The organism is Ideonella sp., from assembly GCF_041918995.1.
GTDB lineage: Bacteria > Pseudomonadota > Gammaproteobacteria > Burkholderiales > Burkholderiaceae_C > Ideonella.
In genome coordinates, this window is sequence record NZ_JAYRUN010000014.1 from 54,745 (window position 1) to 76,391 (window position 21,647).

Sequence of the window (21,647 nt, forward strand, 5' to 3'; positions counted from 1 at the left end):
CAAATGACAAGGCGGCCCGCGGGCCGCCTGCTGTCAGGGAAGGCGCAGGGCCTTCAGGGGTTGGCTTCGGGCTGGCGCTTGGCCGACTCGTGGTGGTGGTCCTGGACGCGGTCCTTGTGGCGCACCACCTGGCGGTCCAGCTTGTCCATCAGCTGGTCGATCGCGGCATACAGGTCCTCGTGCGACTGCTCGACGAAGATGTCGCGGCCCTTCACATGCAGGGTCACCTCCGCCTTCTGGCGGCGTTCCTTCTCCTTGTTCTTTTCCACCGTCAGCAGCACGTTGACATCCACCACCTGGTCGAAGTGGCGCGTGATCCGTTCCAGCTTGGTGAGCACGTACTCTCTCAGAGCCGGGGTCACGTCGAGGTGGTGTCCGCTGATCGTCAAGTTCATCCTAGGCCTCCTTCAAAAGACGGGGTTGCAAGGACCGCTCCGGCCAGGCCCAGCCGGGGGGATTCGTGGCGCCGGGATGGCGCCACCGGTCGAATCCAGTGTGCTCCCCGCCCCTGCCCTTGGCAAGCCGAGGGCTGTGCGAACAGGCCGGGTAGACTGCCGGTTTTCGTCGCTTCGACACCGGCCCGCCCACGCGGGGGCCCGCTGCCACGGGGCGATAATCAAACGTTTGCCATTGCACTGCGCACCCACCGTGGAAAGTCCCCACCCTCGGTGACCGCCTGCTCCAGCCCCACGCGGCCCGCCTGACCGGGCCGCGCCGCTCGCCGGGGTAGGCGGTCGCACCCCACCCCCTTGAGAGCCCGTCCGCCGCCTGCCTGGCCGGTGGATTCCGCTGGAGCCCCCATGCTCAACGTCTTCACGCTGGACAAAGGCCGACTCTCCGGCCGCCTGCTGCAGGAAGAGATCGACTCGGCCGCCGAGCTGGCCGAGGTGCACCCGGTGTGGGTGGACCTGGAAGCGCCCACCGCCGAGGAGATCGGCTGGATCCACGGCCGCTTCGGCCTGCGCATCCCCGACAACATCGTCGACGACGACCTCGAGGAATCGGCGCGCTTCTACGAGGAGGACAACGGCGAGCTGCACATCCGCTCCGACTTCCTCATCGACGACGACGTCACGCCGCGCAACGTGCGCGTGGCCTTCATCCTGCACAGCAACGTGCTGTTCTCGGTGCATGCCGAGGACCTGCCGGTGTTCCGCCTGCTGCGCCTGCGCGCCCGTCGCATCCCCGCGCTGATCGAGGACGCCAAGGACGTGCTGCTCAAGCTGTACGACGCGGACGCGGAGTACTCCGCCGACGCCCTGGAGGGCATCTACGACAGCCTGGAGAAGGTGAGCGCGCGCGTGCTCAAGCAGGACGTGGACGACCGCGCCGCGGGCGAGGCGCTGGCCGCCATCGCCAAGGAGGAGGACCTGAACGGCCGCATCCGCCGCAACGTGATGGACACCCGGCGCGCGGTGAGCTTCATGATGCGCAGCCGCATGCTCAACGCCGAGCAGTTCGAGGAGGCGCGGCAGATCCTGCGCGACATCGACTCGCTCGACTCGCACACCGCGTTCCTGTTCGACAAGATCAACTTCCTGATGGACGCCACCGTCGGCTTCATCAACATCAACCAGAACAAGATCATCAAGATCTTCTCGGTGGCCTCGGTGGCGCTGCTGCCGCCCACGCTCATCGCCAGCGTGTACGGCATGAACTTCCGCCACATGCCCGAGCTGGACCAGACCTGGGGCTACCCCTTCGCGCTGGCGCTGATGGTGGCTTCGGTCGCCGCGCCGCTCATCTACTTCCGGCGCAAGGGGTGGATGCGGTGAGCGCGGCGCTGCCGGCGGGCCTGCGCGGCATCACGCTCGACCTGGACGACACGCTCTGGCCGATCGCCCCGGTGATCGAGCAGGCGGAGGCCGCGCTGCATGCGTGGCTGGCCCGCCATGCGCCGGCCGTGGCCGAGCGCTTCGACACCGAGGCGCTGCGCCTGCTGCGCGACGACGTGGCGCGCGACCACCCGGACTGGGCGCACGACTTCACCCGCATCCGCCACGTGAGCATCGGCATCGCGCTGCAGCGCTGCGGCCACGACCCGCTGATGGCCGATGCCGCGTTTGCGGCCTTCTTCGAGGCGCGCAACACCCTGCAGCCCTACCCCGGCGTGCCCGAGGCACTGGCCCGGCTGGCCGCGCGCTGGCCGCTGCTGGCGCTGACCAACGGCAATGCCGATCTCGGCCGCCAGCCCTATGGCCGCCACTTCCGGGGCACCGTGTCGGCGCGCGAGTTCGGCATCGGCAAGCCGGACGGGCGCATCTTCCAGGAGGCCGCGCGCCGCCTCGGGGCCGCGCCGCACGAGCTGCTGCATGTGGGGGACGACTGGCTGCTCGACGTGCAAGGCGCCCGGGCCGCGGGCTTCCACACCGCGTGGATCCGCCACGCCCATGCGCCCTCGCCGGCCGAGGGCACGCAGGGCACCTGGGTGGTGGCCAGCCTGACCGAGCTGGCCGACCGCCTGCTCGCGGGCTGAGCGCGCTCAGGCGCTCGACCGCGTTGGCGGCGTGGCCAGGCGCCGCTGCAGCGCCCGCATCAGCACGCCCAGCACCGGCAGCTTGGCGTACAGCTCCTCGGCGGCATCCCAGTAGTCGCGGTGCCGGTCCACGCGGCCGGTGGCGTCGAAGTGCAGCACGCTGGCGCCGTCGATGTGCATCGTGCGGCCGCGCAGGCCGAAATGGAAGCGCCAGGTCAGCGCGCAGTCGGCGCCACCGCCCACCACCTGGCGCACCGCGAAGCGGGGCTGCTCCAGCGCATCGAACATGTGCGTGAAGATGGCGCGGATGGCGTCCACCCCGGTCACCTCGTTGAAGGGGTCCTTGAACCAGGCGTCGTCCGCGTACAGCGTGTGCAGCCGCATCAGGTCGGCCGGGCCCAGCTGCTCGTAGAACTGGACCAGCCGCGCGACATGCGGCTCGAGGTGCGGGAGATCGGGGCGCAGGGCGGGCATGGCGTCAGTGTCCGGTGGCGCGCCGCACCAGCTGCTCGTAGGTGCCGGTGGGCAGCCAGCGCAGGACCTTGAGCAGCCAGGTGAAACGGCGCGGGAAATGGATCTCGAATTCGCCGCGCGCCCAGCCGCGCAGCATGGCCTCGGCGGCCTCGTCGGGCTCCAGCAGCGCGGGCATGCGGAAGTCGTTGCCGGCGGTCAGCGGCGTGCGCACGAAGCCGGGGTTCACCACGGACACCCCCAGGCCGGTGCCGCACAGGTCCAGGTGCAGGGACTGCGCCAGGTGGATCAACGCCGCCTTGGTGGGCCCGTAGGCCAGGGCCAGCGGCAGGGCGCGGTAGCCCGCCACGCTGGCCACCAGCGCCAGGTGCGCCGGCGTGCCGGCGGCGGCCTGGGCGCGCAGGGCCGGCAGCACGGCGGCCACCAGGTTGAGCGCGCCTTCCACGTTCACCCGCTGGTGGCGCAGGGCGATGTCGAGGTCGAAGCGGTCGGCGCGCATCGGCTGGTACACCGCCGCGCCGAACAGCACGAAATCCAGGCGCCCGTGCCGGGCGAGCAGCACCGCCGCGGCGGCCTGCACGGCGGCGGGGTCGGTCACGTCCACCGGCAGCGCCTGCGCGCCCGGGTGGCCGTCGGCGAAGGCCTGCAGGGCGGCGGCGCCGCGGGCGGACACGATCACGGTGGCGCCGCGGCGGTGCAGCGCATGGGCGAGCGCACGGCCGATGCCGGTGGACGCGCCGACCAGCCAGGCCACGCGGCCGGTCCAGTCGGTGAGGGGAAGGTTGGCGGGCATGCGCAAAGGGGGCAGGGTTCAGGGCTCAGGGCTTGTGGAAGGACAGCAGCACCTCGCCCACCGTCACGCCGAACTTGCTCATGCGTGCGCGGTTGATCATCACGTGCTCGTCCATGAGGAACATCCAGTCGTCGAAGTCGATGTGCCAGGTGCGCCCGTCCACCGGCAGCGCCAGGGTGTAGCGCCAGTTCAGCGCGTTGCCGCGCGCTACGCCCTCGGCCGTGCCCACCACGTCGTCGGCGCGGCCCGTGTAGCGGCCGTCGCCGTGCGCCGTGATGCGCCACACGCGGCGCTGGGTCTCGCCGTCGCTGTAGACGAAGTCCTCCTCCAGCACCCCCTCGTCGCCCTGCCAGCGGCCGACCAGGGCGACGCGGAAGCGGCGCGTCACGCGGCCGCCGCGGTCGGTGACCAGGCCGTGGGCCGTGAGGGGCCCGTCGAAGTAGCGCTTCAGGTCGAGCACGGGCCGCTCGGCGCGGTAGTCGTCGGGCACCGGCGTGGCACAGCCGGCCAGGCCGAGCGGCAGCACGCCCGCGGCGGCGAGGGCGCCGGCGGCGCGCAGCACGTGTCGCCGCGTCGCCGCGGCCGGTGGGGTGGGGGTCATGCGGGGGTCTCCCATCGGTGAAGTCGGGCGCGCCACAGCGCCAGCAGCGCCAGGGCCTTCAGCCCGCAGGGCAGCAGCGCGTACACCAGCGCCAGGGCGGTGGTGTCGTCCGGGTCGGTGTCGCCGGGCGTGTAGCCCAGCGCCTGCAGCAGCGGCAGCGCCAGGCCCGCGGCCAGCGCCAGGTTGAGCTTGGTGGCGGCCTGCCACCAGCCGAAGGCGACGCCCGGCTGGCCGGCGGCCGCCCCCGGGCCGCGCAGCACGCCGGCCAGCAGCGCGGGCGGCACGCACAGGTCCGCCCCGAGCGCCAGGCCGCTGGCGGCGCACACCACCGCGAAGGCCGCGCCGTCGCCCGGGCCCAGCGCCGCCGCGCCGACGAAGGCCACGATGGACAGCCCCATGCCGGCCACCCAGCACGCCGCCAGCCCGGCCCGGCGCACGGCGCGCACCCACAGCGGCAGCGACGCCGCCGCCGCGATGAAGTACAGGCCCAGCAGCCACGGTTCGCCGGCCGGCCACTGCAGGCGGTCGCGGATGTAGAACAGCACCAGGGTGGCCGGGATGGCGCCCGCCACGCCGTTGAGCAGGTACACGGCCATCAGCGCCCGAAAGCGCGGGTCATGCCACGGGCCCACGAGCGTGCGCACCGACAGGCCGGGCGGGCCGGCCGCCGCGGGCGTGGGCGTGGGCGCCAGCGCCAGCGCGGCGACGGCCGCGGCGAGCGCGGCCACCAGCACCGTGCGCGTGGTGTCCATCCCGGCCAGGCCGGGCAGCACGCTGGCGGCGACCACACCGGCCAGCGCCGCGCCTTCGCGCCAGGCCACCACGCGGGCGCGCGCCGGCGCGTCGCCACCCAGCGCGGCGCCCCAGGCCTGGTGCAGCACGCCCAGGCCGCTGTAGGCCAGGCACGCGACGCTGAGGGTGGCGGCTGCCCAGGCCAGCAGGCCCGGCCCCGCCGCCATCGCCGCGGGAGGGAAGAACAGCGCCTGGAAGCCCAGGGCGAGCGCGGCCGCGCCCGCCGCCGCGGCGCCGAGGCGGGCGGCACGGCCCGCGCGCAGCGCCCGGTCGGCCCAGGCGCCGATCCAGGGGTCGAGTACCGCGTCCAGCGCGCGCACCGCCAGCAGCAGCGCACCGAGCGTGGCCAGCTCCACCCCGAAGCGGCCGGCGTAGTGCGCGGGCAGGTGCACGTACAGCGGCAGTGCCACGAAGGCCAGCGGCAGGCCCAGCAGCCCGTAGGCGAGGCCCTGCGACGGCCCGGCCAGCGGCGGCGCGGCGGCGCCGGTGGGGGCCGCCGTCATGGCGATCCGCCCAGCAGCGCGCGGCGCAGGTCGGGGGCCGAGGTCCAGGGCGCGAGCCAGATGCCGAAGAAGCGCGCCGCGGCCGCGGGGTCCGGCCAGTCGCCGCGCGGCCGGCCGTTCAGGTGGAAGCGCGCGCCGCTGCCCGGGCGCAGCACGCCGGTGAGGCGGTCCCCCTCGGCCACGTCCGGGAACAGCTGCGCCATGGTGGCCAGCCAGCGGGTGGCGGTCGCGGCGTCCACCGGCCCGCCGCGCCGCATCTCGACCAGCGAGCGTTCGGCGATGCGCCGTCCGTCCAGCGCGCGCAGGTAGGTGAGCGACAGCGCCAGGGGCTGGCCGGGCAGCTCGGCCGCCTCGGTCACCGGCTGCGGCGCCCACAGCGCGATGTCGTAGATCGCCAGGCCGAACACGCGCATGCGGCTGCGGCCCTGCGGCTGCGCCAGCACCGCGCCCGGCCATTCGCCACGCAGTTCCTCGGGCAGGTCAGGCGCCGGGGTGGCGTGCGCCGCCGTGCCTGGCAGCGGCGGGGCGGCCAGCAGCAGCGGCAGGGGCAGCACGGCGCGGCGGCGCATGGTGTCAGGCCCGCTGCAGGGTGAACTGCACCACGCCGGTGTTGCCGGTGTCGAAGGCCGCTTCGCAGTAGGCGAGGTAGAAGTCCCACAGCCGCACGAAGCGTTCGTCGAAGCCCTGCTCGCGCACGCTGCCCTCGCGGGCGAGGAAGCTGCGCCGCCAGCGGCGCAGGGTCTCGGCGTAGTCGCCGCCGAAATGCAGCTCGTTGACCACCTGGAAGCCGGCCGCCTCCGCTGCCGCGCGGAACGCCGAGGGGCTGGGCAGCAGGCCGCCCGGGAACACGTACTGCTGGATGAAGTCGGTGCCGCGCAGGTAGCGCTCGAACAGGTCGTCGCGGATGGTGATGGTCTGGATGCAGGCGCGGCCGCCCGGCTTCAGCCGCTCGTGCAGGCTGCGGAAGTAGCCGGCCCAGTACTCGCGCCCGACGGCCTCGAACATCTCGATGGACACGATGCCGTCGAAGTCGCGCTCGGGGATGTCCCGGTAGTCCTGCAGGCGCAGGTCGGCGCGCAGGCCCTGCGCGGCCAGCCGCGCCTGCGCGTGGGCGAGCTGCTCGGTGGACAGCGTGACGCCGGTGAGCTGCAGCCCGTCGCGCGCGGCCTGCTCGGCCACCGCGCCCCAGCCGCAGCCCACCTCGAGCACGCGCTGTCCCGGCTGCAGGCCGCACTCGGCCAGCGCCCGGCGCATCTTGGCGCGCTGGGCCGCGGGCAGGCTCTGGTCGGTGCGGCCGTCGAACCAGGCGCTCGAGTAGTTGAGCGTGTCGTCCAGCCACAGGCGGTAGAACGCATTGCCGAGGTCGTAGTGGGCCGCGATGTTGCGGCGGCTGCCCGCCCGCGTGTTGCGGTGCAGCGCATGGCGCACGCGGCGCCACAGCGCGCCCCACCAGGTGCCGTAGACGGCCTGCTCCAGCACCTCCCGGTTGGCGATCAGCAGCCGCAGCAGGGCCGGCAGGTCGGGCGTGCTCCAGCCGCCTTCCAGGTAGGCCTCGCCGAAGCCGACGTCGCCGCGCTGCAGTGTCCAGGCGCAGGTGCGCCAGTCGTGCAGGCGCAAGGTGGCATGGGGGGCCTCGCCGCGGCCGCAGACCTGGCTGAAGCCGCCGGGCCCCTCCAGGTGCAGGGTGCCCACCTGCAGCCGCCGCAGCAGCGCCAGCGCGGTGCGCGCGGCGGCGGGCACGGCGTGAAGGGACGGTGCCGCCGCCGTGGCGGCGCCGGGCAGGGAGGCCAGTGTGGTGTCGGAGTTCATGCGGCTTGTCGGGCAGGGCAGGAAAAAGGGCGGTCAGGCGCGGGACGGTCCGGCGCCGCGGCTGACCGCGTGCGCCGGCGGTGCCGGCTTGGAGAACACGGGCACGCCGCGCCACCACAGGCGCAGCGCCTGCCAGTGGATGCGCAGCACCACGCCCAGGGCGTGCCAGGGCATGCGCCGCAGCACGGCGCGCCGGCTGGCGCCGGTCAATGGCTGCAGCCGGCCGCTGACGCTGGTCAGCAGCAGCGGGCCCTCGGCGTCGTCGTGCGCCACGCGCACCACGGTGCGGCCGGCATGGCCGTCGCCGGGTGCGGTGCGCAGGAATCGGAACCGGTAGCGGCCGCTGGCGCGGCAGAAGGGCGAGACGTGGAAGACCTTGGCCGCCTCCATCTCGCGGCCCCAGGCCAGGCCATCACCCTGCAGCAGGTAGCAGTGGCGCTCGCCAAAGGTGTTGTTCACCTCGGCCAGCACCGCGGCCAGCGAGCCGTCCGCGCGGTGCGCGTACCAGAAGCTCACCGGCTTGAAGCGGTGTCCCCACATGCGCGGCAGCGTGTGCAGCCAGATCTCGCCGTCCGCGTCCGCCACGCCGGCCCGGGCCAGCAGGGCCTCGAACCAGGCCAGGCTGTCGGGCCCGCCCTCGCCGTGGTCGGCGTCGTGGAATCCGAAGGCGGAGAAGCGGTTGCGGTGCAGTGCGTCGACGGGCTGCTCGCGCAGGCGGCGCATGGGCAGCAGCAGGAAGCAGGTGGGATAGGCAAAGGCGTGCTGCACCGGCCGCAGCCGGGCGTGGCGCACCTCGCCGACGCCCAGCAGCGGCTGGGCCACGCCGAGCCCGGCGGCGCCCACGGCGGCCCCGTCGGGCTGCGCCCTGCGGTATTCGCCCTGGGGGCGGCCCGGCGGGCTCATGGGGAGACCTTCGGGCTGCGCCCTCCGGTATTCGCCCTTGGGGCGGCCCGGCGGGCTCATGGGGAGACCTTCGGGCTGCGCCCTCCGGTATTCGCCCTTGGGGCGGCCCGGCGGGCTCATGCCACCTGCGCCGTGCCGGCGGCCTGGGTGCGCGCGGCGATGTCGCGCGCGGCGGCCTGCCCGGAGAGGAAACCGTCCTCGTGGAAGCCGTAGCGTGTCCAGGCGCCGCAGAACCACACGCCGCCCCGGCCCTGCAGCCCCGGCAGCCGCTGCTGGGCGCGGATGGCGGCGGCGTCGAACACCGGGTGGGCGTAGTGGAACTCGCCGTGCACCTGCGACGGGTCGGGTTCGCGCACGGGGTTGAGCGACACGATCACCGGGCGCTGCCACGGCAGCGGCTGCAGGCGGTTGATCAGGTAGTGCAGGCACACGCGGTCGGGGCGCTCGCCGGGCGCGGCCTCGTAGTTCCAGGCGGCCCAGGCGCGGCGGGCCCGGGGCAGCAGGGCGGCGTCGGTGTGCAGCACGGCCCGGTTGGGCTGGGTCTGGACGGCGCCCAGCACCTCGCGTTCGTCCGAGGCGGCGTCACCCAGCAGCGCCAGGGCCTGCGGCGCGTGCGTGGCCAGCACCACCGCGTCGAACCGCTCGCCGCCGGTGGCCGTCTCGACCCACACGCCGGCCTGGCCGCCGGCGGGCCCGGGCGGCAGGCGCTTGACGGCCCGCACGGGCGTGGCCAGCCGCACGTCGCGCAGGCTGGCGACCACCTGTTGCACATAGGTGGCGGAGCCGCCCTGCACGGTGAACCAGCGCGGCCGGTCATTGACCTGCAGCAGGCCGTGGTTGTGGCAGAAGCGGATCAGCGTGCCGACCGGGAACTCCAGCATCTGGGCCGTGGGGCACGACCAGATGCTGCCGATCATGGGCAGAAAGTAGGCGTCGCGGAAGAGGCGGCCGAAGCCGTGCTGGGCGAGGAAGTCGCCCACGCTCTGCTGCGTCAGGGCGCGGTCGTCGCCGCGCAGCGCGATGGCCGTGGCCAGGCGGTTGAAGCGCAGGATGTCGGCCAGCATGCCCCAGAAACGGGGCGACGCGAGGCGGCGGCGCTGGGCGAACACGGCGTTCAGGTCGCTGCCGCTCCACTCCAGCCGGTGCGCGGGCGACTGCACCGAGAACGACATGTCGGAGCCGGCCGAGGGCACGCCCAGGCGCTCCAGCCAGGCGATCAGCCCAGGGTAGGTGCGCTCGTTGAACACGAGGAAGCCGGTGTCCACGCCATGCGTGCGGCCGTCCAGGGTGAGCGGCACGGTGTGGGCATGGCCGCCCGGGCGGCCGTCGGCCTCGAACAGGGTGACCTGGCAGCCGGGGGCCTCATGCGCCAGGTGCCAGGCGGCCGACAGGCCGGCGACACCCGAACCGATCACCGCGACGCGGCGGGCGGGCGTCATGCCGGGCCCCCCGCGTGGGGCAGAGAAGAGAGCCGCGCAGCGCCCGAAAGCGAATGAGGGAGGGAGGGAGGAGGAGAGGCGCTCCCGGGGGACAACCAGCGGTGCTGGCAGGCTGCGCGGCCGAAAACCATGGGCGGCTGGCAGCGGTGCCAGCGGCCGGGAGCGGGTGCCGGGGCACGGGCTCCTGAGGCGATGGAGTCTGCCCGGGCGGCGAAGTTCCGTGCCGCGTCATGGTCTTTCAGCCAACGGGGGTGACGGGGCGTCAGCGCGCGGGTCGGGCACATTATTTGTCCTAGACAAAAACTCAATGGCCGCGATGATAGACAGAAATTCGAGAACCTGCACGGGAGTTGTCCATGACAGAATCACGCCATGTCCGACCCATTGCTGCCTGACGCCCCGCCCCCTGCCGGCCCCGAGACGGGGCTGAACATCGCCGAGGTCGAGCGCGACACGGGCCTTGGCAAGGACACGCTGCGGGTCTGGGAGCGGCGCTATGGCTTCCCCGTGCCGCAGCGCGACGCCCAGGGCCAGCGGGTCTACCCGGCCGCGCAGGTCGACCGGCTGCGCCAGATCGCGGCGCTGATGCGCGCCGGCCACCGGCCGGGCAAGGTGGTGCCGCTGGACGACGCGGCGCGCGCGGCGCTGCTCTCCGGCGGGGCGCCGGCGTCCGCGCCGGGCACCCCGCCCGCTCCCACCGGCGCCGCCTCGCCCACCCTGGCGGCCGCGCTGGCGGCGCTGACCCGCCGCGATGGCATTGCCCTGCGCCGCCTGCTGCAGCAGGCCCAGAGCCGTCTGGGGCTGGCGGCGTTCGTCACCGAGGTGATGGCGCCCCTGACCACCGCGGTGGGCCAGGCATGGATGCGCGGCGAGCTGCGCGTGGCCGAGGAGCACCTGTTCACCGAGGTGGCCCATGGCGTGCTGCGCCAGGGCCTGCTGAGCCTGCCCGAGCCGGTGCCGGGCGTGGCGCCGCGGGTGCTGCTGACCACCTTGCCGGGCGAGCCGCATGGGCTGGGGCTGCTGATGGCCGAGGCGATGTGTGCGCTGGAGGGCGCCTGGTGCGTGAACCTGGGCCCGCAGACGCCGGTGGACGAGATCGTGGCGGCGGCGCAGTGGCACCACACCCAGGTGGTGGGGCTGAGCGCCACGGGCTGCCTGCCGGCGCGCTGGCTGCGCCAGGGCCTGCAGCAGCTGCGCGAGCGGCTGCCTGCGAGCACGGTGATCTGGCTGGGCGGCTCGGCAGCGGCGTCGGTGCGCTTGCCCGGGGTGGTGCGCATGGCCGAGCTGGGCGGCATCGGCCGCGCGCTGGCGGCCCTGCCGCCGTCGCCCTGAGCGGCGCGGCCCGCCGGCCGCCCGCCTCCGCGGGCGACGCCCTTACCGGGCGCGCATCGCCGACAGCTGCTGCTCCTGCGCGGCCTTGCGGTCGGCCGACACGCGCTGCGCCGACGGGCGCTGCCCCACGAGCTTGATGTAGGGCTTCCAGTCCACGCCGCCTTCGGCCAGCAGGTCGGTGCCGTAGATCGCCTGGCTGGCCATGGCGACCAGGGGCAGCGACACGTAGGCGGCGCAGTCGGCGCTGGTGAAGGTCTCGCCGGCCACGTAGGGGCCGAAGCGCGCCAGGCGCTTGAAGCCGGCGATGTGCCGTACGAGCTTCCTGCGCACGGCCGCCTGTGTCTCCTCGCTCACCCGGCCGCCGAAGAACGCCTGCGGGTAGAGATCGCGCACCACCAGCTCCAGGTGCAGCTCGATGAAGGTGGTGAGCTCGTGCACCTTGGCGGCGCCCCACGGGTCGTCCGGCAGCAGCGCGGGATGCGGGTGCGTGCGCTCCAGGTACTGCACGATCACCTCGCTCTCGCACAGCGTGCCCTGCGCGGTGCGGATGAACGGCACCTTGCCCAGCGGCGAGGCCTCGAGCGTCGCCTCGGTCTTGGTCCCGGGCGGCACGGTCTCCTCCTCGAAGGCCAGGCCCTTTTCCAGCAGGACCATCTTGACCTTGTTGTAGTAGTTCGAGATCGCGAAGCCGCACAGGGTGATCATGGGTCTCTCCGGACAGGGTGGGGACGGGCCGGCCAGTCTACGTGGCGCCGCGCGGCCGCCGTGTCACCAGCGCGATGCCCGCCGACACGGCCACCAGCGCCACGACGATGCGCCAGGTGAGCGGCTCGCCGAGCAGGCCCACGCCGGCGGCCAGGCCGAACACGGGGGTGAGCAGGGTGTAGGTGCTGATCTGCGTGGCCGCGTAGTGGCGCACCAGCCAGAACCACAGCAGGTAGCTGGCGAAGGTGACCACCACCGTCTGGAAGGCGAGCGAGCCCCAGGCCAGTGCGCTGACGTGTGCGGGCCAGGACTCCCCGGCCCAGACCCCGGCTGCGCCGAGCGCCAGGGCGGACACGACCAGCTGCGCCATCAGCGTCTGCTCGGCGGGGGCACCGGCCAGGCGGGTGGCCCGGATGGACAAGGTGGTGCCGGCCCAGAGCGCGGCGCCCACCACGCCCAGCGCGTCGCCCCAGCCCTGGCGGCTGCCCGCGGGCGCGCCCGCGCCGAAGCTCTCGCCGAAGGCCAGCACCACACCGGCGAAGGCCAGCCCCAGCCCGGCCAGCTGCCAGCCGCGCAGCCGCTCGCCCGCGGCGATGAAGGGCATGCCCAGCGCCACGAAGAAAGGCGCGAGGTAGATGAACACCGCCATGCGCGAGGCGCTGGTGTACTGCAGGCCGACGAAGATGCAGCCGAACTCGGCCGCGAACAGGCCACCGGCCAGCAGCGCCGGGGCCCGCAGGCCCGGCCCCGCCAGCGGCGCCAGCGGGATGCGCCGCCACGCGGCCCACAAGCCCAGCAGCAGCGCGGCACCCGCGGAACGCGCGGCCGCCTGCAGCAGCGGCGGGATCTCGGCCACGGCCACCTTGGTGGCGGCCTGGTTCAGGCCCCACAGCGCCGCACAGCCCACCAGGCTGACGATGGCCAGGGTGTCGAGGTGGGCCCGGCGGTCGCTCATCCGGCCGCCGGGCCGCCGCCGGCGCCGAAGACCGCGCGCCACAGCGCCTGGATGGCGGCCCGCTCGGTGGCCAGCTCGGCCGGGTCGAACTGCGTGGGCTGCTCGTCCAGGCGTGCGCGGTGCTGCGCGCGGCGCATCTCGCGGTAGGCGTCGGCCGCGGCCGTGCCCACGCCGGCCGGCAGCAGGCCGGCGTCCTCCGCCCGCCGCAGCAGGGCGATGTTGCCGGCGTTGTCCAGCAGCTCGGGGTGGCGCGCACTCTCGGCCAGCACCAGCGTCTGCACCGCGAACTCGGCGTCCATCATGCCGCCGTCGCTGTGCTTGACGTCGAACCGGCCGGCCGGCACGGGGCGCGCGGCGCGCACCTTCTCGCGCATGGCCTGCACCTCGGCGCGCAGGGCCTCGCGCTCGCGCGGCATGGCCAGCACCTCGCGGCGCGTGGCCTCGAAGCGCTCGCCCAGGTCGGCCGCACCCGCGCAGAAGCGGGCCCGCGACAGCGCCTGGTGCTCCCAGGTCCATGCGGTGTTGCTGCCGCGGCCGCGCTGGTATTTCTCGAAGGCGTCGATGGACGTGACCAGCAGGCCCGAGTTGCCATTGGGCCGCAGCGCGGTGTCGATCTCGAACAGCTCGCCCGCGGCCGTGCGCAGCGTGAGCCAGCCGATCAGCTTGCGCACGAAGGCACCGTACACCTCCTGCGCGCGGTAGGGGTCGTCCTCGCCGGCGTCGTCGAACAGGAAGACCAGGTCGAGGTCGCTGCCGTAGCCCAGCTCCAGGCCGCCCAGCTTGCCGTAGGCGATGACGGCAAAGCGCGGCGCATCGCGGTGACGCTGCTTCAGGTGGCCCCAGGCCCAGCGCAGGGTGCAGTCCACCACCGCGTCGGCCAACGAGGAGAGGTCGTCGGCCACCTGCTCCACCGTGATGCGCTGCTCGACGTCGCGCACGAGGGTGCGGAACACCTCGGCGTGGTGCGCCCGGCGCAGGGTGTCCAGCAGCGAGCCCTCGTCGGCCTCGCCGGAGCGCACCCAGGCGGCATGGCGTTCCTCCAGGTCGGCCACGAAGCCGGCCCGGTCGAAGCGCTCGCGCAGCTGGCGTTCGTCGGCCAGCTCGTCGATCACGCCGGGGTGGCGGATCAGGTAGCGCATGGGCCAGCGCGCCAGCCCCAGCAGGCGCAGCAGGCGCCGCTGCACCTCGGGCCGCTCCACCAGCAGCGCCAGGTAGCTCTCGCGCCGCAGCAGCGGCTCCACCCAGTCGAGCAGGCGCACGGCGGCTTCCAGCGTGCCTTCGCCGCGCGCCAGCCCCTCCGCGGCGCGCTGCACCAGGCGGCCCAGGCGCAGCCTGCTCTCGTCGCGCAGGGCCTGCACACGCGGGCGGGCGGCGAAGGCGCGCACCCGCTCGGCCAGCTCCGGCGGCAGGCGCTCGGCCAGCTCCTCGCTGTCGATGGCCAGGGGGCCGTCGCCGCACTGGCGGCACCCGCCGTTGCCCGGCCGCGCGCCCGCCGGCGCCCGGCCGTCGTGCAGCAGGGCGTCGAACTCGGTGGCCACCAGCTCGCGCACGCTGCACAGGCGGTCGAGCAGGCGGCAGCAGGGCGGGTCGCCGGGCGCACAGGCGCTGGCCGCTGGCAGCCGCGCCGCCATGCTGGCGGCGATCCAGGCCAGGTCACCGTCGCCCGTGGGCAGCAGGTGGGTCTGCTGGTCGTCCAGGTACTGGATGCGGTGCTCCACCTGGCGCAGGAACACGTAGGCGTCGGCCAGCTGCCGGGCCGCCTCGGTGCGCATCAGCCCGCCGGCCGCCAGGCGGTCCAGCGCCTTCAGCGTGGAGCGCGTGCGGATCTCCGGGAACTGGCCGCCGCGTGCCACCTGCAGCAGCTGCACGATGAACTCGATCTCGCGGATGCCCCCGCGGGACAGCTTCACGTCGTTGGCGCGCTCGGGCCGGCCGGCGGCGCGCCGCTGCGCCTCGTCGCGGATCTTGCGGTGCAGCTGGCGCAGGCCCTCGAACACGCCGTAGTCGAGGTACTTGCGGTAGACGAAGGGCGTGACCAGCGAGCGCAGCGCCAGCGCGCGCCCGTCGAGCACGCTCTCGCGCGGCGCCACCACCCGGCTCTTCAGCCAGGCGAAGCGTTCCCACTCGCGGCCCTGCACGAGGAAGTACTCCTCCAGCATCGCCAGGCTCACCACCGCCGGGCCCGAGTTGCCGTTGGGCCGCAGCGCCAGGTCCACGCGGAAGACGAAGCCGTCGTCGGTGACGTCGCCGATGAGCGCATAGAGCTGGCGCGCCACCTGGGAGAAGTACTCATGGGCGGAAATCACGCCCGCCGGGCCGCCGGCGGTCTGGCCGGCGTCCTCGTACACGTAGATCAGGTCGATGTCGGACGAGACGTTGAGCTCGCGCGCCCCCAGCTTGCCCATGCCGACGATCCAGAAGTCGATGCGCTGGCCGTCGGCGTCCAGCGGGGCACCGTGGCGGGCATCGGTTTCGGCGCGCGCCTGGGCGAGGGCGCGGTCGAGCGTCACCTCGGCCAGCAGCGTCATGGTGGTGGTCACGTTGGCCAGGCTCGCCTGCTGCTCGACGTCGTGCACCACCAGGCGCTCGATCACCAGCTGGCGCGCCACCCGCAGGGCCGCCGGCAGCGGCCGACCAGCGGCCAGCAGCGTGTCGATCAGGGCGTGCAGCCCGGCCGTGTCGGGCAGGCCGGGGGGCAGCCAGGACAGCTCGGTGGCATAGCGCCGCCGGATGCGCTGGACGAAGCGGCTGTGCTCGGCCGACGCGCCGGGCGCGGTCGGGCCGTCAAGCGTGTCGGCGGTCTCGTCCGACGAGGGGGAACCGGTCAGTGCCACGAGGGGTCTGTGCTAGATTGGCTCGCTGGCGCCTTCGCCCGGCTGAACGCCGGGACGGCAGGTGCCGCTCCACGTTGAGGCTGGCGCCGGGGCCTGCCCCCCGGTATTGCCCATGCCCTTGAAGTTCCCCCGATCACCGCGCCGGCCCGCCGGCGCAGACGACGCCGGCCACGACGGCACACGCCGCCGCTGGGCCGGGGCCGCGGCAGCGGTGTCGAGAGGGGCCCTGCGCTGGGCCATGCTGGGGGTGTTCACCCTGTGGAGCATCGTCCTGATCGCGTGGCTGACTCTGCACTGGGGGATTCTGCCGCACATCGACGAATGGCGTCCGCAGCTGCAGGAGCGGGCCAGCCAGGCCTTGGGGCTTCCCGTGCGCATCGGCCAGGTGGGTGTGCGCAGCGCGGGCTGGGTGCCTGCGCTGGAGCTGCGCGACGTGGTGATCGCCGACGCCTCCGGTGCCGAGCGGCTGCGCCTGCCGCGGGTGGACGCGGCGCTGTCGCCCAGCACCCTGCTGCGCTGGCGCCTGACCTTCTCCCAGCTGCACCTGGACGGCCTGTCGCTGGAGGTGCGGCGCGACCGCCTGGGCCGCGTGCACGTGGCCGGCCTGGACCTGGGCCGCGCGGGGCCCGCCCCCGCGGCCGCCGGCGAGGGCGGCGAGGCACTGGACTGGCTGCTCGACCAGCCGGAGCTCGTGCTGCGCCGCAGCAGCGTGCGCTGGATCGACGAGTGGCGCGGCGCGCCGCCGGTGGCGCTGCGTGATGCCGACGTGGTGCTGCGCAACGGGCTGCGCCGCCACGAGCTGCGCATCGACGCCACGCCGGACGACGGCGTGGGTGCGCGCTTCTCGGTCGTGGGCCGCTTCACGCAGCCGCTGCTGGCCGACCGCAGCGACTGGTCGCGCTGGTCGGGCACCGTGTACGCCGACCTGCCGGGCGTGGACCTGTCCCGGCTGGCGGCCCACGTCAGCCTGCCGGTCGAGCTGCGCGCCGGCCGGGGGGCGGCCCGCGCCTGGCTGGACGTGGGGCGCGGCCAGTGGCGCCGCCTCACGGTGGACACCGCGTTGGAGGCGGTGGCGGTGCGCCTGACCCCCGCGCTGGAGCCGCTGGCCGTGGCCGGCCTGCGTGGCCGCTTGGACATCGAGCGCAGCGCCGGCCAGCTGCGCGTGGCCGCCGACGGGCTGCAGTTCACCACGGCGGATGGGGGCGTCTGGCCCGCCAGCCGCCTGCAGCTGCAGCTGAGCCAGCCGCAGCCCATGGACGAGGTGGGCTGGTCCGACCGCCCCATCGCGGGGGGTGAGCTCACTGCCGACCGGCTCGACCTGGCCCTCATGGCGGGGGTGGCCGAGCGGCTGCCGCTGCCGGCCAGCTGGCAGCGGGTGCTGGGCGAGCTGGCGCCGCAGGGCGTGGTGGAGGGCCTGCAGGCGAGCTGGATCGGGCCGCCCGGTGCGCCCGCGCGCTACCGCCTGAAGGCGCGCGCGCAGGACCTGGCGGTGGCGTCCTTGCCTGCGCCGGACGCCGGCCGCGTCGGCCGCCCGGGCTGGCACGGGGCCCGGGTGGAGCTCGATGCCAACGAGTCGGGCGGCGAGGCGCGGCTGCAGATCCGCGACGGCGCGGTCGAGCTGCCCGGCGTCTTCGACGACCCGGTGCTGCCGCTGGACGAGTTCAGCGGCCGGCTGGTCTGGCGCCTGCAGCGGCCGTCCACGGTGGCCACGGCCGGTGCGGCGGCGTCCGCGGCGGGGCCGCTGCCGGACATCGACCTGCGCGTGGTCGAGGCCCGCTTCGCCAACGCCGATGCCAAGGGCACGCTGCAGCTGCACTGGCACACCGGCGAGGCGCCGGGGCGCGGACCCGGACGCCGGCTGCCGGGCGTGATCGACCTCAGCGGCCAGCTGGAGCGCGCGCAGGCCGCCCGCGTGGCGCGCTACCTGCCGCTGCAGCTGCCCGCGGCCACGCGCGCCTACGTGGCCGGGGCCGTGCAGGGCGGCACGGCGCGCCAGGTGCGCCTGCGCCTGCGCGGCGACCTGCACGACTTCCCCTTCGCGCAGCCCGGGCAGCAGGGCGAGTTCCTCGTCACCGCCCAGGCCGAGGACGTCACCCTGGCCTACGTGCCGGCGGTGCTCACGGGCGGCGAATCCCGCTGGCCGGCCTTCACCCAGGTGAACGGTGGCCTGGAGTTCGACCGCGGCGCCATGCGCATCCGCGACGCCCGCGCCCGGCTGTGGGGCATCGAGCTGAAGGGTGTGCAGGGAGAGATCGCGGACCTGGCGCACGACGCCACCCTGGTCATCTCCGGCGGCGGCCGCGGCCCGCTGACGGACGCCCTGCGCTACGTGGCGGCCACGCCCATCGAAGGCTGGCTGTCGCACGCCCTGCAGCAGGCCAGCGGCAGCGGTGCGGCCGACCTGCAGCTGGCCCTGCACATCCCCCTGCACGACAGCCACCACACCCGCGTCCGGGGCAGCGTGGCGCTGGCGGGCAACGATGTGCGGCTGCGCGCCGACATCCCGCCCGTGCTGGGGGCGCGCACCCGCATCGACTTCACCGAGCGGGGCTTCACGATCGCGCCCGGCACGGCACGGGCGCTGGGCGGCGAGCTGGCCTTCGAGGGCGGGCTGGGCGCCGATGGCGTGGTGCGCTTCCAGGCGCAGGGCACGGCGACGGCCGAGGGCCTGCGGCAGGCCGGCGAGCTGGGCTGGATCACGCGGCTGGCCGGCGCGGCCAGCGGCCAGGCGCCCTACCGCCTGCAGCTGGGCGTGCAGCGCGGCCTGACCGAGCTGCTGGTCACCAGCCCGCTCACCGGCCTGGCGATCGACCTGCCGCCGCCCTTTGCCAAGCCGGCAGAGGCGACCTGGCCGCTGCGCGTGCAGACCCAGGCCCTGCCGCCGCGCGCCGCCGCCGAGGCCGCCGCGCCGTCCGACGTGCTGCAGGTGGAGCTGGGCACGGTGCTGCGCGCGGAATACCAGCGCGAGCACGGCGCACAGGGCACGCGGGTGCTGCGCGGCGCGTTGGCGGCCGGCTCGGCCAGCCTGCCGCCGGCACCGCCCGGCAGCGTGGTGGCCGCGGTCGAGCTGCCGAGCCTGCCGGCCGATGCCTGGTGGGCACGCTGGCAGGCGCTCACCGGCGCGGCGCCCGCCGGCGCCCACGGGCAGGCGGGCAGCCCGGGCGCCAGCCATGCGGTCGCGTCCGGCGCGCCGCCCGGTGGCCACGCGGCTCGGGCTTCCGAATGGGGCGGCGCCGACGCGTACCTGCCCACCGAGGCCGTCCTGCGCACGGCGGACATGCAGGCGGCCGGCCGGCGATGGGGGGCGCTGCAGGCACAGGCCCAGCGACGCGGCCCGCATGAGTCGGCCGCGCGGGAGACCGTCGCCTGGCAGGCGCAGCTGCAGGGCGACGCGGTGCAGGGACAGGTGGAATGGCGGCCCGGCGCGGGCGGCACGGCAGCCCGCTGGCAGGCGCGGCTGGCCCGGCTGGCGGTGCCCGCGGCCGGCCCCGCCGGGGCGGCCCCGGCGCCGGCGGCGCGCTCGGCGGTGGGCGAGGCGCTGGCCGCCGTCCCCGACTGGCCGGCACTCGATCTCCAGGTCGACGCCCTGCAGTGGCAGGGCCGCCCGCTCGGGCGCATCGAGCTGGAGGGCCGCCCGGTGGACGCCGCGGGCGCCGCGCCGCGCGACTGGCAGCTGCAGCGCCTGGCCTGGCTGGGCGAGGACGGCCGGCTCACCGCCAGCGGCCGCTGGAGCGCCGTGCGCCGGCGCATGGCGCTGGAGGGCCGGCTCGACGTGTCCGACGCCGGCGACGTGCTGGAGACGCTGGGCGGCGGGCGCCAGGTGCGGGGCGGGCGCGGCCACCTGCAGGGGCAGTTCGGCTGGACCGGCGCGCCGCTGTGGCCCGACTGGCCCACGCTCGATGGCCGCGGGCAGGTGTCGCTGGAAGGCGGCCGCTTCCTCAAGGCCGAGCCGGGGGCGGCGCGGCTGCTGGGTGTGCTGAGCCTGCAGGCCCTGCCGCGGCGGCTGACGCTGGACTTCCGCGACGTGTTCCAGCAGGGCTTCGCGTTCGACCAGCTGGCCGGCGACGTGGCCCTTTCGCGCGGGGTGGCGCGCACCAACAACCTGCGCATCCGTGGCGTGCAGGCGGCGGTGCTCATCGAGGGGGAGGCCGACCTGCAGCACGAGACGCAGGACCTGCACATGGTGATCGTGCCGGAGATCAACGCCGGCACGGCGTCGCTGGCCTACGCGGCCATCAACCCCGCCGTCGGGCTGGGCACCTTCCTGGCGCAGCTGTTCCTGCGCAAGCCGCTGATGCAGGCCGGCACGCGCGAGCTGCAGGTCACCGGCCCCTGGGCCGACCCGCAGGTGCAGACCCTGGAACGCCGCGCCGATGCCCCCTTGCCCGACTTCGAGGCCGCCCCCGCCGCGTCGGCCTCGGCGCCACAATCCACGCCATGAAGATCGCCGCCGTCCAGATGGTCTCCACGCCCGACGTGGCCCGCAACCTCGAGGCCGCCGGCCGGTGGGTGGCCCAGGCCGCCGCCCAGGGCGCGCGGCTGGTGGCGTTGCCGGAGTACTTCTGCCTCATGGGCCAGCGCGACGACGACAAGCTGGCCATCGCCGAGGCCGACGGCGACGGGCCGATCCAGCGCTTCCTGGCCGACTCGGCGCGCCGCCATGGCCTCTGGCTGGTGGGCGGCACCCTGCCCATCCGGGGCACCACGCCCGACCATGTGCGCAACGCCTGCTGTGTCTACGGCCCCACCGGTGAGCGCGTGGCCCGCTACGACAAGATCCACCTGTTCGCCTTCGACAACGGCAGCGAGCACTACGACGAGGGCCGCGTGCTGGAAGCCGGCGAGCAGCCGGTGGCCTTCGACGTGGAGGACGAGGCCGGCCGCCTGCGGGTGGGCCTGTCCATCTGCTACGACCTGCGCTTTCCCGAGCTGTACCGGGCCCTGATGCAGCCCGCCTGCGACCTGCTGGTGGTGCCTGCCGCCTTCACCTGGACCACCGGCCAGGCGCACTGGGAGCTGCTGCTGCGCGCCCGGGCGGTGGAGAACCAGTGCCACGTGCTGGCCAGCGCCCAGGGCGGCCAGCACGAGAACGGCCGCCGCACCTGGGGCCACAGCATGGTCATCGACCCCTGGGGCGAGGTGCTGGCCGTGCAGGCCGAGGGCGAGGGCGTCGCCGCGGCGGACGCCCCGCTGGCGCGACGGGCCGCGGTGCGCCGCCAGCTGCCGGCCCTGGCACACCGCCGGCTCTGACGGCGGTGCGCTGCCGCGCCCAGGGTGCCCAGGGCGATCAGGGCGATCAGGGCGATCAGGGCGCGCAGGGCTGCCAGCGCGTCGCCCCCGGGCGGGCGGACTGGGCCGCCAGGCGCTCCGCGGCGGCCGGCTCCAGGCGGTCCACCCGCAGGCGGTGCTCGACGCCGGCCGACGGCAGCTGCACCAGGCGCGCCGTGCGCACGCCCCGCGCCTGCAGGCGGTCCAGCCGGGCCTGCGCATCGGCCCGGGCGCCGAACTCGCCCAGCGCCAGGCCCGGCGCCAGCTCGGCCGGGCGGCGCAGCTCGGTGGCGGTCACGCCCAGCCCGGCGAGCTCCTCGCCCTTGCGGCGCATGGCCTCGCGGTCGGTGTAGCGGCCCATGTAGACGACCCAGCGGCCCGGCAGCTCCCGCTGCATGTCGACCCAGGCGCCGGCCGCCACGCCGGCGCCGGTGAGCTCGCGCAGGGCGGCCTGGGCGGCCACCTCGCCCAGGGGGCCGGCCTCCACGCACACGCCGGCGCCTGCCGGGCCGGGCGCCGGCGCGCTGGCCGGGCCCGGCTCGCCGGCCAGGGCCGCCTGCACGGCCACCTCGCGGGGCGCGCCGCCGCGCTCGGCGGGCAGCACGCGGATGGCCTCGGGGCGCACCTGCCGCTGCAGGCGCTCGGGTTCCCGCCCTTCGGCCTGGCCGCCCAGCCCCAGCGCCTGGGCCACCGGCGGGTGGTGCCAGGCCCAGAACAGCAGGTTGGCCACCAGGAGGGCCGCGACCAGCGCACGCAGCATCGCGGG

18 protein-coding genes are annotated in these 21,647 nt (G+C 75.2%); 5 read left to right on the plus strand and 13 right to left on the minus strand.

Features of this window, described 5'->3' with window-relative positions:
* Positions 1 to 53: 53 nt before the first annotated feature.
* Positions 54 to 395 carry a ribosome hibernation-promoting factor, HPF/YfiA family gene (gene hpf, locus ACE3UN_RS13735; protein WP_374675527.1) on the minus strand — a complete coding sequence of 114 codons (342 nt, stop codon included), beginning with the start codon at positions 393 to 395 and terminating at the stop codon, positions 54 to 56.
* A gap of 405 nt (positions 396 to 800) precedes the next feature.
* Between hpf and corA the strand changes: the two genes are divergently transcribed.
* Together corA and ACE3UN_RS13745 are read left to right on the plus strand one after the other, a co-directional pair.
* Complete coding sequence (gene corA / locus ACE3UN_RS13740; RefSeq protein ID WP_374675528.1) at positions 801 to 1,775, plus strand: magnesium/cobalt transporter CorA; 975 nt, start codon at positions 801 to 803, stop codon at positions 1,773 to 1,775.
* Complete coding sequence (locus tag ACE3UN_RS13745) at positions 1,763 to 2,476, plus strand: HAD family hydrolase (protein ID WP_374675529.1); 714 nt, start codon at positions 1,763 to 1,765, stop codon at positions 2,474 to 2,476. Before corA ends, ACE3UN_RS13745 begins: the two co-directional genes overlap by 13 nt.
* 6 nt (positions 2,477 to 2,482) lie before the next feature.
* Here the strand turns inward: ACE3UN_RS13745 and ACE3UN_RS13750 are convergent, their stop codons facing one another.
* The 8 genes from ACE3UN_RS13750 to ACE3UN_RS13785 form a co-directional block, all read right to left on the minus strand.
* On the minus strand, positions 2,483 to 2,950 hold the full coding sequence (locus ACE3UN_RS13750) for a nuclear transport factor 2 family protein (protein ID WP_374675530.1): 468 nt from the start codon (positions 2,948 to 2,950) through the stop codon (positions 2,483 to 2,485).
* A gap of 4 nt (positions 2,951 to 2,954) precedes the next feature.
* Positions 2,955 to 3,740 carry an SDR family NAD(P)-dependent oxidoreductase gene (locus ACE3UN_RS13755; RefSeq protein WP_374675531.1) on the minus strand — a complete coding sequence of 262 codons (786 nt, stop codon included), beginning with the start codon at positions 3,738 to 3,740 and terminating at the stop codon, positions 2,955 to 2,957.
* A gap of 25 nt (positions 3,741 to 3,765) precedes the next feature.
* The gene (locus ACE3UN_RS13760; RefSeq protein WP_374675532.1) at positions 3,766 to 4,341 is read right to left on the minus strand and encodes a DUF3833 domain-containing protein; all 576 of its coding nucleotides are present in this window, start codon (positions 4,339 to 4,341) and stop codon (positions 3,766 to 3,768) included.
* A complete protein-coding gene (locus ACE3UN_RS13765) occupies positions 4,338 to 5,636 on the minus strand; it encodes an MFS transporter (protein WP_374675533.1) in 1,299 nt (432 codons plus the stop codon). The genes ACE3UN_RS13760 and ACE3UN_RS13765 overlap by 4 nt, the downstream gene beginning before the upstream one ends.
* Entirely contained in the window at positions 5,633 to 6,205 is a 573-nt protein-coding gene (locus ACE3UN_RS13770; protein WP_374675534.1) for a chalcone isomerase family protein, read from the minus strand. Before ACE3UN_RS13770 ends, ACE3UN_RS13765 begins: the two co-directional genes overlap by 4 nt.
* Before the next feature lie 4 nt (positions 6,206 to 6,209).
* Positions 6,210 to 7,445: a class I SAM-dependent methyltransferase gene (locus ACE3UN_RS13775; protein ID WP_374675535.1), complete on the minus strand. Its 1,236-nt coding sequence runs from the start codon at positions 7,443 to 7,445 to the stop codon at positions 6,210 to 6,212.
* A 33-nt stretch (positions 7,446 to 7,478) separates the two neighbouring features.
* The gene (locus ACE3UN_RS13780) at positions 7,479 to 8,348 is read right to left on the minus strand and encodes a DUF1365 domain-containing protein (protein ID WP_374675536.1); all 870 of its coding nucleotides are present in this window, start codon (positions 8,346 to 8,348) and stop codon (positions 7,479 to 7,481) included.
* Between the two features lie 116 nt (positions 8,349 to 8,464).
* A complete protein-coding gene (locus ACE3UN_RS13785) occupies positions 8,465 to 9,787 on the minus strand; it encodes an NAD(P)/FAD-dependent oxidoreductase (RefSeq protein ID WP_374675537.1) in 1,323 nt (440 codons plus the stop codon).
* Positions 9,788 to 10,159: 372 nt separating this feature from the next.
* On the opposite strand from ACE3UN_RS13785, the gene ACE3UN_RS13790 reads away from it, so the two are divergent.
* Complete coding sequence (locus ACE3UN_RS13790) at positions 10,160 to 11,119, plus strand: MerR family transcriptional regulator (protein WP_374675538.1); 960 nt, start codon at positions 10,160 to 10,162, stop codon at positions 11,117 to 11,119.
* A gap of 42 nt (positions 11,120 to 11,161) precedes the next feature.
* Here the strand turns inward: ACE3UN_RS13790 and ACE3UN_RS13795 are convergent, their stop codons facing one another.
* The 3 genes from ACE3UN_RS13795 to glnE are packed head-to-tail and all read right to left on the minus strand — an operon-like array spanning position 11,162 to position 15,607.
* Positions 11,162 to 11,824, minus strand: coding sequence for a glutathione S-transferase (locus tag ACE3UN_RS13795; protein ID WP_374675539.1), 663 nt, complete (start codon positions 11,822 to 11,824; stop codon positions 11,162 to 11,164).
* A 37-nt stretch (positions 11,825 to 11,861) separates the two neighbouring features.
* Complete coding sequence (locus tag ACE3UN_RS13800) at positions 11,862 to 12,779, minus strand: DMT family transporter (protein WP_374675540.1); 918 nt, start codon at positions 12,777 to 12,779, stop codon at positions 11,862 to 11,864.
* Positions 12,776 to 15,607 carry a bifunctional [glutamate--ammonia ligase]-adenylyl-L-tyrosine phosphorylase/[glutamate--ammonia-ligase] adenylyltransferase gene (gene glnE / locus ACE3UN_RS13805; RefSeq protein WP_374675605.1) on the minus strand — a complete coding sequence of 944 codons (2,832 nt, stop codon included), beginning with the start codon at positions 15,605 to 15,607 and terminating at the stop codon, positions 12,776 to 12,778. Before glnE ends, ACE3UN_RS13800 begins: the two co-directional genes overlap by 4 nt.
* Before the next feature lie 118 nt (positions 15,608 to 15,725).
* On the opposite strand from glnE, the gene ACE3UN_RS13810 reads away from it, so the two are divergent.
* Together ACE3UN_RS13810 and ACE3UN_RS13815 are read left to right on the plus strand one after the other, a co-directional pair.
* Complete coding sequence (locus tag ACE3UN_RS13810; protein WP_374675541.1) at positions 15,726 to 20,054, plus strand: YhdP family protein; 4,329 nt, start codon at positions 15,726 to 15,728, stop codon at positions 20,052 to 20,054.
* Entirely contained in the window at positions 20,051 to 20,863 is an 813-nt protein-coding gene (locus ACE3UN_RS13815) for a carbon-nitrogen hydrolase family protein (protein WP_374675542.1), read from the plus strand. Before ACE3UN_RS13810 ends, ACE3UN_RS13815 begins: the two co-directional genes overlap by 4 nt.
* Before the next feature lie 55 nt (positions 20,864 to 20,918).
* Here the strand turns inward: ACE3UN_RS13815 and ACE3UN_RS13820 are convergent, their stop codons facing one another.
* Complete coding sequence (locus tag ACE3UN_RS13820) at positions 20,919 to 21,641, minus strand: hypothetical protein (protein WP_374675543.1); 723 nt, start codon at positions 21,639 to 21,641, stop codon at positions 20,919 to 20,921.
* Between the last annotated feature and the right edge of the window lie 6 nt (positions 21,642 to 21,647).